This is a genomic window from Mesorhizobium sp. LjRoot246 (assembly GCF_964254115.1).
GTDB lineage: Bacteria > Pseudomonadota > Alphaproteobacteria > Rhizobiales > Rhizobiaceae > Mesorhizobium.
This window is the reverse complement of sequence record NZ_CAXUSN020000001.1, coordinates 2,074,209-2,088,272: the sequence shown is the minus strand read 5'-3', so window position 1 is coordinate 2,088,272 and position 14,064 is coordinate 2,074,209. Positions and strand designations below refer to the sequence as shown.

General features: G+C 63.0%; 13 protein-coding genes and 1 tRNA gene. 10 read left to right on the top strand and 4 right to left on the bottom strand.

What is annotated here, in order from left to right:
- Nucleotides 1-203: 203 nt before the first annotated feature.
- Nucleotides 204-1,253 carry a threonine aldolase family protein gene (locus ACSQ3L_RS10085; protein ID WP_436159802.1) on the top strand — a complete coding sequence of 350 codons (1,050 nt, stop codon included), beginning with the start codon at nt 204-206 and terminating at the stop codon, nt 1,251-1,253.
- A gap of 69 nt (nt 1,254-1,322) precedes the next feature.
- Here the strand turns inward: ACSQ3L_RS10085 and ACSQ3L_RS10080 are convergent, their stop codons facing one another.
- A complete protein-coding gene (locus ACSQ3L_RS10080) occupies nt 1,323-1,790 on the bottom strand; it encodes an Hsp20 family protein (protein ID WP_436159801.1) in 468 nt (155 codons plus the stop codon).
- A gap of 479 nt (nt 1,791-2,269) precedes the next feature.
- Between ACSQ3L_RS10080 and ACSQ3L_RS10075 the strand changes: the two genes are divergently transcribed.
- Entirely contained in the window at nt 2,270-3,247 is a 978-nt protein-coding gene (locus ACSQ3L_RS10075) for an alpha/beta fold hydrolase (RefSeq protein WP_436159800.1), read from the top strand.
- An 18-nt stretch (nt 3,248-3,265) separates the two neighbouring features.
- On the opposite strand, the gene hisN is transcribed toward ACSQ3L_RS10075, so the two are convergent.
- Together hisN and ACSQ3L_RS10065 are read right to left on the bottom strand one after the other, a co-directional pair.
- Nucleotides 3,266-4,039: a histidinol-phosphatase gene (gene hisN, locus ACSQ3L_RS10070; protein ID WP_436159799.1), complete on the bottom strand. Its 774-nt coding sequence runs from the start codon at nt 4,037-4,039 to the stop codon at nt 3,266-3,268.
- A gap of 328 nt (nt 4,040-4,367) precedes the next feature.
- Nucleotides 4,368-5,309 carry an N-formylglutamate amidohydrolase gene (locus tag ACSQ3L_RS10065; protein WP_436159798.1) on the bottom strand — a complete coding sequence of 314 codons (942 nt, stop codon included), beginning with the start codon at nt 5,307-5,309 and terminating at the stop codon, nt 4,368-4,370.
- Between the two features lie 162 nt (nt 5,310-5,471).
- Between ACSQ3L_RS10065 and cpdR the strand changes: the two genes are divergently transcribed.
- Together cpdR and ACSQ3L_RS10055 are read left to right on the top strand one after the other, a co-directional pair.
- Nucleotides 5,472-5,834, top strand: a complete 363-nt coding sequence (cpdR, locus tag ACSQ3L_RS10060; RefSeq protein WP_006199474.1) for a cell cycle two-component system response regulator CpdR — start codon at nt 5,472-5,474, stop codon at nt 5,832-5,834.
- A 195-nt stretch (nt 5,835-6,029) separates the two neighbouring features.
- Nucleotides 6,030-6,104, top strand: a tRNA-Val gene (locus tag ACSQ3L_RS10055).
- An 83-nt stretch (nt 6,105-6,187) separates the two neighbouring features.
- On the opposite strand, the gene ACSQ3L_RS10050 is transcribed toward ACSQ3L_RS10055, so the two are convergent.
- Entirely contained in the window at nt 6,188-7,342 is a 1,155-nt protein-coding gene (locus ACSQ3L_RS10050; RefSeq protein WP_436159797.1) for a dihydrodipicolinate synthase family protein, read from the bottom strand.
- 242 nt (nt 7,343-7,584) lie between these two features.
- Between ACSQ3L_RS10050 and ACSQ3L_RS10045 the strand changes: the two genes are divergently transcribed.
- From ACSQ3L_RS10045 to ACSQ3L_RS10020, 6 genes are read left to right on the top strand one after another with little or no spacing between them, the layout of a single operon-like run.
- A complete protein-coding gene (locus ACSQ3L_RS10045; RefSeq protein WP_436159796.1) occupies nt 7,585-8,643 on the top strand; it encodes a LacI family DNA-binding transcriptional regulator in 1,059 nt (352 codons plus the stop codon).
- The gene (locus tag ACSQ3L_RS10040; protein WP_436159795.1) at nt 8,640-8,777 is read left to right on the top strand and encodes a hypothetical protein; all 138 of its coding nucleotides are present in this window, start codon (nt 8,640-8,642) and stop codon (nt 8,775-8,777) included. Before ACSQ3L_RS10045 ends, ACSQ3L_RS10040 begins: the two co-directional genes overlap by 4 nt.
- Nucleotide 8,778: 1 nt before the next feature.
- Entirely contained in the window at nt 8,779-10,380 is a 1,602-nt protein-coding gene (locus ACSQ3L_RS10035) for an acyl CoA:acetate/3-ketoacid CoA transferase (protein ID WP_436159794.1), read from the top strand.
- Nucleotides 10,373-11,149, top strand: a complete 777-nt coding sequence (locus tag ACSQ3L_RS10030; RefSeq protein ID WP_436159793.1) for an enoyl-CoA hydratase/isomerase family protein — start codon at nt 10,373-10,375, stop codon at nt 11,147-11,149. The genes ACSQ3L_RS10035 and ACSQ3L_RS10030 overlap by 8 nt, the downstream gene beginning before the upstream one ends.
- 8 nt (nt 11,150-11,157) lie before the next feature.
- Entirely contained in the window at nt 11,158-12,669 is a 1,512-nt protein-coding gene (locus tag ACSQ3L_RS10025; RefSeq protein ID WP_436159792.1) for an aldehyde dehydrogenase family protein, read from the top strand.
- Nucleotides 12,670-12,727: 58 nt separating this feature from the next.
- Nucleotides 12,728-13,981 (top strand): ABC transporter substrate-binding protein, encoded by a 1,254-nt coding sequence (locus ACSQ3L_RS10020; protein WP_292181788.1) that lies wholly within the window; start codon nt 12,728-12,730, stop codon nt 13,979-13,981.
- The last annotated feature ends 83 nt before the right edge of the window (nt 13,982-14,064 follow it).

The window sequence follows — 14,064 nt, the reverse complement described above, 5'->3', positions numbered from 1 at the left end:
TCTCGCGACAGAAAATGTCGTGAAGATGAGGAAAAACGTAAGCTTCAGTCGCCGGCCGCTGCTTTGCCGGGCCGGCTGGCTTTACTGATTTTCAGGCGCATGGCCCTTGCGGTCGGCACACGAAACCGGTCAACTTCACGCTGATTTCCCCAAACCCCCGATTTCCCCAAAACCCCCGATTTACCAAGACATAGGCAGAATGCATGTTCTTCGCTTCCGACAATTGGGCAGGCGCCCATCCCAATATTGCCGCGGGCCTGTCGGCCAATGCCGGCGGCTTTTCCACCGCCTATGGCGACGGCGCGCTCGACCAGGCCGTCTACCGGCGCTTCAGCGAGATTTTCGAACGCGAGGTCGCGGTGTTCTTCGTCGCCACCGGCACGGCCGCCAACTCGCTGGCGCTGACCGCCTACAACAAACCTGGAGGCATTTCCTTCGCCCATCGCGAATCGCATGTCATCGAAGATGAATGCGGCGCGCCAGAGTATTTTTCCGGTGGCTCGCGCCTGCATGAGATCGATGGCGCGCTGGGCAAGATCGACCCGCACAATCTGGAAAGGACCATCGGCCGTTTCGCGCCCGAGATCGTTCATTGGGGACGGCCGATGGCCGTTTCGATCACCCAGTCGACGGAGGTCGGCACCATCTACGGGCTGGATGAGATCGAGACGATCTCAGCGATCGCCAAACAACATTCGGTGCCCCTGCACATGGATGGCGCCCGCTTTGCCAACGCGCTGGTCGCGCTCGACACGACACCGGCCGAAATGACCTGGAAACGCGGCGTCGACATCCTCTCCTTCGGCGGCACCAAGAACGGCTGCTGGTGCGCCGAGGCGATTGTGCTGTTCGACCTTGATCGCGCCAGGGAATTGGCTTTCTTGCGCAAGCGCGCCGCCCAGCTGTTTTCGAAATCGCGCTTCGTCGCGGCGCAGTTCGAGGCCTATTTCAAGGACGGGTTGTGGCTGGACACCGCCCGCCACGCCAACGCCATGGCCGCGCGCCTTGCAGCGGCGATCGAGGATTCGGCCACCGCGAAGCTAGCCTGGCTGCCGCAGGCGAACGAAGTGTTCGCAGTGATCAAGAAAGCCGAGGCCGAAAGGCTGCAGGCAGCGGGTGCCGCCTTTTACGACTGGCACAGACCGCATGGTTTCGACGGTCATATCGGCGAGGGCGAGTTGCTCTATCGCTTCGTCACCAGCTTTGCCACGACGGCCGATGATGTCGACCGTTTTGGCCAGCTGATCGCCTGATAATCAATATCCCGGACAACAAAAAGGCGGCGCCTCTCGGCGCCGCCTTTGCCTTGGGAGGCTATTGGTTTAGTTGGCGGTCTTGGCCTCGATCTGCTTGGCCTTGGCCGGAGCCGAGGTGATAGCGATCTTGCGCGGCTTCAGCCCCTCGGGAATGTTGCGCTTGAGGTCGACGAAGAGCAGGCCGTTCTTCAGCGATGCGCCGACGACTTCGACGTGATCGGCAAGCTGGAAGCGGCGCTCGAAAGCCCTCGAGGCAATGCCGCGATAGAGCAGTTCAGACCCTTCGCCGGTGCCCTCGTCCTTGCGCTCACCTTTCACGGTCAACACATTGCGATGGGCTTCGATCGAGATTTCCTCGTCCGAGAAGCCGGCAACCGCCATCGAGATGCGATAGGAATCCTCGCCGGTGCGCTCGATATTGTAGGGCGGATAGGTCTGCGCGCCATCCGGCTGCGCAAGCGAATCGAGCATGGTGAAGAGACGGTCGAAGCCGACGGTGGAGCGATAAAGCGGGGAAAAATCAACGTGACGCATGAGGTGTTCTCCTGTTGAGCAACATGGTTTGCGTATGGCCGGTGCGAAACCCTTGAGCGGCGTTTCGGATGGACCAGCGGCCCCGACATTGGCGACCGCATCAGACATTTGGGGAGCGCTCGAAAGCATTTCAAGATTTCATCCGGTGGCAAAAGCCGTGCGGCGGGTCCGCCGATGAACGGCAGATGAACCAGCGCTTCGGCGCGCGTTCAGACAGCTGGGGCTAAAGTGCATTCCAGGATCAAGGACTGGCGGCGCCGATTGCACAACAGGCACCGCAACGAGGCCGACCGGGTGTTAACGTCCCTTCCTCCCGGATCGACAGAGGCCGGAAGCACGCTTTCAAGCGGCTTCCGGCCTTCCCCGTTGCAGCCTCCCGTTGCAGGGAATTCCTTGGCTTTTGGCGCATGGGCGTCTATCACCTTAGCGGAGCCGGCCAGCGCAGGCGGGCATGCGAGACGCCGAGCACGAAGCGCCGAATGACGGATCTTTTCACCGACAACCACCTTTTTCACGAAATTGAGGGCAATCCGCGGCCGGAAAACGCCACCGGCGGCTTCTTCACCACGCGTGACCGCAAGAATATCCGCTACGGCCTGTTCGGCGCGGTCGCTCGCCCGGTGAAGGGCACCGTGGTGCTGCTGTCGGGCCGCAACGAGTGCATCGAGAAATATTTCGAAACCATCCGCAATCTTGCCGATCGCGGCTTTGGCGTCGCCACCCTCGACTGGCGCGGCCAGGGCGATTCCGACCGGTTGATCCGCGATCGCCAGCGCGGCTATGTCAGGAGCTTCCGCGACTATACGGCAGATCTCGAACAGTTCTTCGAGGAGATCGTGCTGCCCGACTGCCGCGGCCCTTACTACATCCTGGCGCATTCGGCAGGCGCGTTGATCACCCTGCTTGCAGCGCCGTCGATGGTGAACCGGGTGCGGCGCATGGTGCTGATCGCGCCCTTCCTGACGCTGCCTGATCTGCCGGTCTCGATATCGACGGTTCGCCGCGTCTGTACGCTGTTCTGCGCTCTCGGCCTCGGCCGGCTCTATGCCGCCTGGGGTCCGCGGCCGAAGGTGACGGCCCCCTTCGAGACCAACAAGCTGACGTCGGATCCGGAGCGCTATCGGCGCAACACACGGATCTACGAAGAACACCCGCAACTCGCGCTTGGTGGCCCGACGATCCGCTGGCTGAAAGCGGCGGCTCAGGCATCCGAAGCCGTCAGCGACCCCGACTTCATGGCTCGGATTCAGGTGCCGCTGCTGATCATCGCCGCCGGCGCCGACCAGGTCGTCTCGACCAGGGCCGTGGAAGCCTATGCCAGGCGTCTGCGGCTCGGTTCGCTGCTGATGATCGACGGCTCCCGTCACGAAATACTGCAGGAAGCCGACATTTACCGCGAGCAATTGCTCGCCGCCTTCGACGCCTTCATTCCCGGCAGCGACGATCCGACTGCCTGACAGCCGCCGGTCGCTGGTTTAGCCGCGCAAGGCGGCCATGGCGGCGGCATGAAGCTCCGGCGTCGCCGCGGCGAGCACATCGCCGCCATTTTCCGCCGGCCCGCCATCGAATGTCGTCACGACGCCGCCGGCCTTCTCGATGATCGGGATCAGCGCCACGATGTCGTAGGGCTTCAAACCGGGATCGGCGACGATATCGACGCTTCCCGAAGCGATCATCGCGAAGGCATAGCAATCCGCTCCGTAGCGGGCGAGTTGGATCTGCTTTTCGAACTGATCATAACGGTTGCGCGCCTCGCCCTTGAACAGTGCCGGCGTGGTGGTGAACAGCGTCGCCTGGTCCAGCTTCGTCGTCTTGCGGGTCGTCAGCTTGCGAGGGCCACCCGGCCCCTCATAGTGGGAGCCAGAGGCGTTGGCGTAGAACAGCTCGCCGGTGAAGGGTTGCGCCATCATGCCGGCAACGGCATCGCCGTCGATCGTCAGCCCGACCAGCGTTCCCCACACCGGCAGGCCGGAGATGAAGGCGCGCGTGCCGTCGATCGGGTCGATCACCCAGACATGCCGGCTCGAAATGTTTTCACTGCCATGCTCCTCGCCAAGAATGCCATGGTCGGGATATTCAGCCGATATCAGCGCGCGGATGGCGCGCTCGGCCTCGCGATCGGCCTCGGTGACCGGATCGAAACTGCCCTTTTCCTTGTTGGCGACGGCTCCTTGGGCGCGAAAGCGCGGCAACGTTTCCGCCGCTGCCGCCTGCGCGATGCGACGCATGAAATCGATGCTGATGTCCAACTGATTCTCCCGCATTGCAGCATGTCCCGAGCCGGGCTTTGCCGCCAATTTCGTGCCAAAACAAGGGTGCTCGACGATTTTCCCGCGACGGCATCTGTTGCCTGGATGTCACACAAGCGCCGTCGAAACGCAATTTCCACATCAGAGTGAATTAAAAAAGCCTGAAGGTCGCTTGACATTTGTGCAGCGCACAATACCCTCAATCTCGGACAGGGTTTCCTGTCCATGCCCTCCTTGGGCGTTTCCTCCCTAGACTTCGACCGTATCGTGCAAACGATGCGGTCTTTTTTTACGCCGCGATTTCAATCTGCCGCCGGCGGCAGGTCGTTCACTCCGCGGCCAGCGGCAAGTCGATGAAATGATGGTCGGGCATCGACATCAGGTCGGCTGAAAATACCGTCAGATCGTCGGCCAGAGCATCGAAGCCTGCGGCCTTCTCGAATGTCCGCTCGTTCATGTAGAGCCCGCGATTGACCTCGATCTGCAGCGCATGCAGATGGCGCGCCGGGCGGCCATAATGTTCGGTGATGAAGCCGCCGGCATAAGGTTTGTTGTGAGCGACCGTATAGCCCATGGCGGTGAGCAGGCCGATCGCGGTCTCGGTCAGGGCAGCGGTGGCCGAGATGCCGAAACGGTCGCCGATGATGAAGTCGGGCCGCAGGCCGCTGTCGCCGACGCGGATGCTCGCCGGCATCGAATGACAATCGATCAGCACGGCAAAGCCAAACCGGGCATGGGTCCTGGTCAAAAGCCGCTTCAGCGTCTCGTGATAAGGCTTGTAGACAGCCTCGATGCGGGCGACGGCTTCGGCAAGCGGCAAGCGACCGGCATAGATGTCGAGCCCCTCGCCCACCAGCTTCGGAACCGTGCCAAGCCCGCCGGCCACCCGCGCCGAACGGATGTTGCAGAAGGACGGCACCGGCTCGGCGAACATGCGCGGATCGAGCTCCCACGGCTCGCGGTTGACGTCGAGATAGGCGCGCGGGAAATTCGCCGCCAGCAGCGGCGCGCCGAGCGCGACCGCACCGCCGAACAGCTCGTCGACGTAACAGTCTTCGGACCGGCGAATGGCGTTGCGGTCCAACCTTGCCATAGCAAGGAAGCGTTCGGGATAATAGCGGCCACTATGCGGTGAGTTGAAGAGGAAGGGGACGCGCTGCTCGGCGCCCGACCGGATTTCGAAGGGTGGAAAGACCGAAAAATCCTCGGCTGCCGTCTTCAATTTGAGCGAACCCGAAAACACCAGTGCATCATGATGTGAAAGTGCCACCTTGCTGGCCGCGTGTCCAGCATTTCAGCGGCAGCACATGCCGGGCAAATATGGATCATCGCCGTCCGCGTTCACTTGATGTTTACCCTCACCTCCTCATATACAGGATGGTTAACGGGCTTGCCCAACGGCAATCTCGGCGGGTGATTCGGACGGGATATCATGGCACGCATTCTTCTGGCGGAAGACGACGACGATATGCGTCGGTTCCTCGTCAAGGCGCTGGAGCGCGCCGGTTACCAGGTCAGCGATTTCGACAATGGCGCCAGCGCCTATGAGCGGCTGCGCGAGGAACCGTTCTCGCTGCTGTTGACCGACATCGTCATGCCGGAGATGGACGGCATCGAGCTGGCGCGCCGCGCCACCGAGATCGATCCTGATTTGAAAGTCATGTTCATCACCGGTTTCGCCGCCGTTGCGCTGAACCCGGATTCCAAGGCGCCGAAAGACGCCAAGGTGCTGTCGAAGCCCTTCCATCTGCGCGATCTCGTCAACGAGGTCGAGAAGATGCTGCAAGCGGCCTGAGCCGCTTTCCGAGCCAATGCATGTCGCCCAAAAGTGGTCCCGGTTTTGGGAGAACGATATGCATGAAACAAAGACCTGAAGCGCGGTGCGCTTTAGAATCGACACCTCTTCGCCACTGCGGCGAGACGACGCCTTCTTTCCTTTTTCCTGCTATTGACGCGCTGGATCAAAAATGGTGTATGCGCGGCTTCGGATGGGCGTGTAGCTCAGCGGGAGAGCACTGCATTGACATTGCAGGGGTCACAGGTTCAATCCCTGTCACGCCCACCATCCAAACAAAGACTTTGCTGATAGCTGCCATTGGCTGGCACAAGAACCGGTCCTACACCGTTTCAAGAGCCCGCCTCGCAAACCTAGACCCCCGCGACGGCGCAAAGCCCCTTCATCCTGGCAACCGCGAGGTCCGGATCGGCCAGCAATCCTGCCTGGTCGGCAAGGCGGAACACATCGGCATAGTGAACGATGCCGCGCGCCGACTGCATGCCGCCAACCATCGCAAAATGGTCCTGATGGCCGTTCAGCCAGGCCATGAAGACGATGCCGGCCTTGTAGTACTCGGTCGGCGCCTCGAAGATTTTTCGCGATAGCGGCACGGTCGGCGCCATGAGCGCGTCGTAGCCGGCGCGGTCGCCCTCCGCCAGTTTCGCCAGTGCTGCATTGGCGACCGGCGCGATCGCGTCGAAAATGCCGAGCAGCGCATGCGAATGCTTGTTCTCGTCGCCGGCAATCAGTTCGGGATAGTTGAAGTCGTCGCCGGTGAACATCACGACGCCGTCCGGCAGGCGGTTCCGCAGCGCAACCTCCTTGCCGGCATCGAGCAGCGAGATTTTTATCCCTTCGACCTTGCCGGCGTGGCGTTCGATGATGGCAACCACTGTATCGAGCGCGGCCTCGAAATCGCTGCTGCCCCAATAGCCCCTGAGCGCCGGATCGAACATGTCGCCTAGCCAATGCAGGATGACCTTGCCGGAGGCTTGGGACAAGATGCGGTCGTAGACGCTGACATAGTCGTCCGGCCCCTTGGCCACCGCCGCAAGCGCGCGGCTGGCCATCATGATCGCCTTGCCGCCGAGCCCTTCGATGAAAGCGAACTGTTGCTCATAGGCGGTGATCACGTCATCGAGCGTCCTGGCCGCAGTCGGCGCCAGATGGTCGGTTCCAGCGCCCGAGGCCAGGTTGGCGCCATCAACGGTACGCGCCTCGGCGATCGAGCGGCGGATCAATTCCCGCGCATTTGCCCAGTCGAAACCCATGCCGCGCTGCGACGTGTCCATCGCCTCGGCGATGCGGAAGCCGAGCCGCCACAGATGGTGACGGAACGCCATCGTCCTGTCCCAGTCGACCACCGGCCTGGACCACGGATCGGTCATGGCTAGCGGATCGGCAACGACGTGCGCGGCGGCATAGGCAATGCGCGAAAACCGCGCGCCGATCATCGGCTGCACCGGTTCGCCGGCCAGCGTGTAGCGGGCGCTGCGGCCATCCTCACCTGGCAAGGAAATGTCCATCGATCTCTCCTTTTGTCGCGCCTATAAATGGAACGTTCCAATAAATCAAGAACCTTTAAGATTCAGAGTTCATTCATGGGCAAATGCTGCATCGCAGCACAGAAAGCCTTGCAGACCATGCCATTTGAGTACGCACAATCGATCTTCCCGGCCGGGAGAAAAATCCTGGTTGACTCGGAATTGAGCCAGCGGTTAGAACGTTCCAATAAATTTGAACGTGAGGGTTGGGAGGATGCATCTGGATGGCTAGCAGAGCCAAGGCGACGATATTCGACATCGCCCGCGAAGCAGGCGTGTCCAAATCGACTGTATCGCTCGTGCTTCAGGGCAGCGGCCTGATACGGCCTGAGACCGCGAGCAAGGTGCGCAAGGCGATCGAGGATGTCGGTTACGTCTACAACCGCGGCGCCGCCAATCTGCGCAAGGCTCACTCCAACGTCATCGGCATGGTCATCAACGATCTCACCAATCCTTTCTTCGCCGAAATGGCGGTCGGCATGGAACGCGTCTTCCAGTCGGCCGGCATCGTGCCGTTCATCGCCAACACGGCGGAAAATCCAGTGCGCCAGGAAGAGGTGCTGAAATCACTGATGGAGCAAGGCGTCGCCGGCCTCATCGTGTCGCCGGCTCGCGGCACGACGCCGGGCGCCTTCAGGCGGATCGAGACGGCAGGCCTGCCGGTGGTCTTCGCCATGCGCCGGCTTCCCGAGAGCCGCATCCCGGTGATCGCGCCCGACAATCATCGCGGCGCCTATCTCGCCACCGCTCATCTGATCGGCAAGGGGCATCGCCGATTGGTGTTCTTCGGCGGTTCGTCCGATCTGGTGGTTTATCACGAGCGGCTTGGCGGATTTCGCGAAGCCTGCGAGACGCTTGGCATCGCCGCGCGCGACATACTTGTCGTCGAGGGTGAGACCAGCCGCAGAGGTGGCATCGCGTGCCTCGAAACCGCTCTCGCCATGGCTGAACCGCCGACCGCGGCGCTCTGCTTCAACGACGCGGTCGCCTTTGGCGCCATGCTGGCGCTGCGCAAGCGTCGGCTTGAGCCGGGAGCTGATTTCGCCATCGTTGGTTTCGACGATGTGGCCGAAGCCGAGCATTACATGCCGGCTCTGACCAGCGTCGCGGTGGACTCGGCGGGCCTCGGCGAACGTGCCGCCCATGTCATGCTGAAAATGATCCAGTCGCGCACCACGCGCGCCGAAGACCATATCGGCGCGGTCAATCTCGTGGTCAGGGAAAGCTGCGGCCCGGATCGCCGAACCCGAAACAGGACGACCGGTTTGGGAGGCGCTGCATGAGCGTCAAATCAGGCTTCATCGGCGCCATCCGTGCGCAAGGCGACGGCAGCATCTGGCCGCATCAGTCGAAGCAGCATTGCAGTCCGCGAAATCAGGCAAGGCGGTCGCAATCGACCCGAAACTCGGGAGCATGAATTGAGCAAGGTCGTTTCGGCAGCGCAGGCAGCCGGCCTGATCAAGGACGGCATGGTCGTATCGGTGTCGTCGTCGAGCGGTCTCGGCTGCCCCGACGCCGTGCTCGCCGCGATCGGCGAACGCTTCGACGCAGAAGGCCATCCGAAGAACATCACCACGCTGCACCCGATCGCCGCCGGCGACATGTACGGCATCAAAGGCATCGATCACCTGGCCAAGCCCGGCCTGTTGAAGCGGACTTTGTGCGGCTCCTACCCGTCCGGCCCCTCCTCTTCCGAGCCGCCGCAGATCTGGAAGATGATCGGCGACAATTCGGTCGCCGCCTACAACGTGCCGTCCGGCATCCTGTTCGACATGCACCGCGAGGCCGCCGCCAAGCGGCCGGGCGTGCTGACCAAGGTCGGCCTCGACACCTTTGCCGACCCGCGCCATCAGGGCTGCGCCATGAACGCCGCCGCCAGCGAGCCGATCGTTTCGGTGCAGCAGTTCGACGACGAGGAATGGCTCTACTTCCGCTCGATCGTGCCTGATGTTTCGATCATCCGCGCCACCACGGCCGACGAGCGCGGCAACCTTACCTACGAGCATGAGGGTGCCTATCTCGGCGGGCTGGAACAGGCGCTCGCCGCCCGCAACAATGGCGGCACCGTCATCGCGCAAGTCAAGCGCATCGTCGAGAACGGCACCCTGAAACCGCATGACGTGCGCGTGCCCGGCGTGCTGGTCGACCACATCGTCGTCGCGCCCGACCAGTTGCAGACGACGCTGACGCCTTATGACCCGGCGATCTCCGGAGAAATCTTCCGGCCGCTGTCGAGCTTCCGCACGCCAGAGATGAACGTCCAGAAGGTGATCGCGCGCCGCGTCGCCATGGAGTTGCGCGACGGCATGGCCGTTAACATCGGCTTCGGTATCTCGGCCAATGTGCCGCGTATCCTTCTCGAGGAAGGCCAGCACGGCAAGGTCACCTGGGTGATCGAACAGGGCGCTGTCGGCGGCGTGCCGCTGCTCGACTTCAAGTTCGGCTGCTCGTCGAACGCCGACGCCTTCATGCCCTCGCCGCACCAGTTCATCTATTTCCAGGCCGGCGGCTTCGACGCTTCGCTGCTGTCCTTCCTGCAGATCGACCGCCATGGCTCGGTCAACGTCTCGAAGCTTTCGGCGCGGCCGCATGTCACCGCCGGCGCCGGCGGCTTTGTCGACATCACCGCGCGGGCGAAGAAGATCGTCTTCTCCGGCTTTTTCAACGCCGGGGCGAAACTCTCATTGGCCGGTGGCGGCATCCGTATCGAGCAGGAGGGCAAGGTCAAGAAGGTGGTCGCGGAGGTCGAGCACATTTCGTTCTCGGGCAAGCGCGCGGTCGCACAGGGGCAGGACATCACCTATGTCACCGAGCGCTGCGTGATGAAGCTGACGCCGGATGGGTTGATGGTGACGGAACTCGCACCCGGCATCGATCTCGAACGCGACGTGCTGGCGCAGGCAGAGATTCCGCTGGGCGTCGCCAACGATCTCAAGGTGACGCCGTCCGCACTCTATCAGGATCGGCCGATCGGCTTGTCGCTGAATGGCGGTGCGTCGCTCGGAGGCGCGGATGGCTGAACTTCTCGTCACCTTCGAGCAGGATGGCGCCATCGGCATCGTCACGCTGCGTCGGCCGGAGAAATTCAACGCGCTCGACGTCCCGATGCTGCGCGCGCTGGAGACAGCGCTCGACGCGGCCGAGACGGCGGAAGGCGTGCGTGTCGTGCTGCTGCGCGGCGAAGGCAAGGGCTTTTGCGCCGGCGGCGATGTCGAAGCCTGGGCGCGGATGAGTGCGGCCGATTTCCAAGTGCAATGGGTGCGCTACGGCCACCGCGTCTTCGACCGGCTGGCGCGGCTCAGGCAGCCGACCATCGCCGTGCTGTCCGGCCATGCGCTGGGCGGCGGGCTGGAACTGGCTGTGGCTTGTGATTTCCGCGTCGCGGAAACACAGGTGAAATTGGGCTTCCCCGAAACCTCGATCGGCGTCGTCCCCGGCTGGTCCGGCACGCAGCGAGCCGTGCGCCGCTTCGGCGCGCAGACGGTGCGGCGCATGGCGTTGGGCGGCGAGATATTTCTCGCCCCTGAAGCGCTTGCCCTGGGTGTGGTCGACCGGGTGGTCGAGACCGGCAAGGCACATGAAGAAGCCAAGGCCTGGGCCGGAAAGATCGCCGAGCGCGGCCCGCTGGCGACTGAAGCAGCCAAGCTGATGATCGCGATCGCCGAAGGCGAGGAAAGTGCCGCCGCCACCGAAGCGCTGGCCAGCGCCTTCATCGCCACGACCGGCGACCTCAAGGCCGGCGTCGGTGCCTTCAAGGCCAAGCAGAAGCCGGCCTTTTCGAGATCCTAGAGGAACACATGAACGCACCCCTCAAGATTTCCATGCCGGCCGAGGCGTCCGCGGCGCCGAAAGCGTACAGGCTGCTGATCGGCGGCAAGCATGTCGATGCCCGTGACGGCCGCACGATTGCGCGCAAGAGCCCCGGCCACGGCTTCACCGTCTCGCACTACGCACAGGCCGGCGAGGCTGAAGTGGAAGCCGCGGTGCAGGCTGCGCACAAGGCGTTCGTGACCGGTCCGTGGCCGCGCATGAAGGCAGCCGAGCGTGCCGCGATCCTGTTCAAGGCGGCCGACCTCATCGAAGTGCGGCTGGAAGAGATCGCCCGGCTTGACGCATTGGAATCCGGCAAACCGATCGCCCAGGCACGCGGCGAGATCGGCGGCGCCGTCGACATCTGGCGCTACGCCGCCTCGCTTGCCCGCACGCTGCACGGCGAGAGCTATGCCAATCTCGGCGACGCCACGCTGGGCGTCGTGCTGCGCGAACCGATCGGCGTCGTCTCGATCATCACGCCGTGGAATTTCCCGTTCCTGATCGTCAGCCAGAAGCTGCCCTTCGCGCTTGCCGCCGGCTGCACGGCTGTGGTCAAGCCGAGCGAAATGACCTCGGCCTCGACCTTCCTACTCGGTGATATCCTGATGCAGGCTGGCCTGCCCGCCGGCGTCGTCAACATCCTTGCCGGCCTTGGCTCCGACGTCGGCGCGCCGATGGTCAGCCATCCCCTGGTCGAGATGGTGTCGTTCACCGGCTCCACCCGCGTTGGCAAGATGACGATGGCGTCCGCTGCGCAATCGCTGAAGAAAGTCTCGATGGAGCTTGGCGGCAAGAATGGCCAGATCGTCTTCCCGGACGCCGACCTCAAAGCGGCCGCCGACGCGGCGGTGTTCGGTGGCTTCTTCAATGCCGGCGAATGCTGCAATGCCGGCAGCCGGCTGATCGTGCACGAGGCGATCGCCGACGATTTTCTCAGCGCCGTCAAGGCACTCACCGCCAAGGTGACGGTCGGCGATCCGCTCGATGACCGCACCAAGGTCGGCGCGATGATCTCATCCGACCATTTGACCAAGGTGGCCGGCTATGTCGCGACAGCCGCGACCGAAGGCAGCAGCATCTACAGCGGCGGCAGGCAGCTGGCCTCCAATGCCGGCCAATATCTCGATCCCACCATCATCCGTGGCGTCACCGAGGATATGGCCATAGCGCGCGAGGAAGTGTTCGGGCCGGTGCTCTCGGTGCTGACTTTTGAATCGATTGAAAAGGCGTTGCACATCGCCAACAACACGCCCTATGGTTTGTCGGCGGGCGTGTGGAGCGCCAGCATCGACACTTGCATGTCGGTGGCGCGTGGGGTGCGTTCGGGGACCGTCTGGGTGAACACATTCATGGAAGGTTATCCCGAACTCCCCTTCGGGGGTTACAAGCAGTCCGGTCTCGGACGCGAACTCGGCAAACGCGCCGTCGAGGATTATACCGAGGAAAAGACAATCCAGTTTCATCGCGGCCAGCGCACCGGTTGGTGGGTCGGCTGAGTTGGGAAGAACCCGGTGGGGTTCCACCGGTCGTTTAATGCAACAAGGGAGGAAGTACATGTTGCGCAAACTGCTTATCGGAACGGCGCTCGCATCGGGCCTGGCTTTCGCGGCCCATGCCGAGGACGTCAAGGAAGTGCAGATGCTGCATTGGTGGACCTCGGGCGGCGAAGCGGCTGCTCTCAACGTCCTCAAGGGCGATCTGGCCAAGGAAGGCTATGCCTGGAAGGACGTGCCGGTGGCCGGCGGCGGCGGCGACGCTGCCATGACCGCGCTGAAGGCGATGGTTGCGGCCGGCAATTACCCAACCGCTTCGCAGATGCTCGGCTACACCGTGCTCGACTATGCGGCCGCCGGCGTGATGGGCGACCTGACCGAAACGGCGAAGAAGGAAGGCTGGGACAAGTCCGTTCCGGCGGCCCTGCAGAAGTTCTCGGTCTATGACGGCAAGTGGGTCGCGGCTCCGGTCAACGTCCATTCGGTCAACTGGCTGTGGATCAACAAGGCCGTCATGGACAAGATCGGCGGCACCGAGCCGAAGACCTTCGACGACTTCGTTGCCCTGCTCGACAAGGCCAAGGCGGCAGGCGTGATCCCGCTCGCTCTCGGCGGCCAGAACTGGCAGGAAGCCACCATGTTCGACTCGGTCGTGTTGTCGACCGGCGGACCTGAGTTCTACAAGAAGGCCTTCAACGACCTCGACGACGAGTCCCTGAAGTCCGACACGATGAAGAAGTCGTTCGACAACCTCGCCAAGCTCGTCACCTATGTCGACCCGAACTTCTCGGGCCGCGACTGGAACCTTGCCACAGCCATGGTCATCAAGGGCGATGCCCTGGTGCAGGTCATGGGCGACTGGGCCAAGGGCGAGTTCAACGCCGCCAAGAAAACGCCAGGCACGGACTTCCTGTGCTATCGCTTCCCAGGCACCGAGGGCTCGGTGGTCTACAACTCCGACATGTTCGGCATGTTCAACGTTCCGGACGACCGCAAGGCCGCCCAGGTTGCGCTGGCCACCGCCACCCTGTCGAAGAGCTTCCAGTCGGCTTTCAACGTCGTCAAGGGTTCGGTTCCGGCCCGTACCGACGTTCCGGATACCGACTTCGACGCTTGCGGCAAGAAGGGCATCGCCGACCTGAAGGCGGCCAATGAAGGCGGCACGCTGTTCGGTTCGCTGGCCCAGGGCTATGGCGCCCCTCCGGCGGTTGCCAATGCCTACAAGGACGTCGTCTCCAAGTTCGTTCATGGTCAGATCAAGACCTCGGACGAGGCCGTGACCGAGCTGGTCAAGGCCATCGACGACGCCAAGTAAGCGCCACGCACCAAAAACGCCTTCCCCGCTCCGGCGGGGAAGGCTCCGATCCGCGAAGCTGAATGGCCGCGCGTTGACGGGAG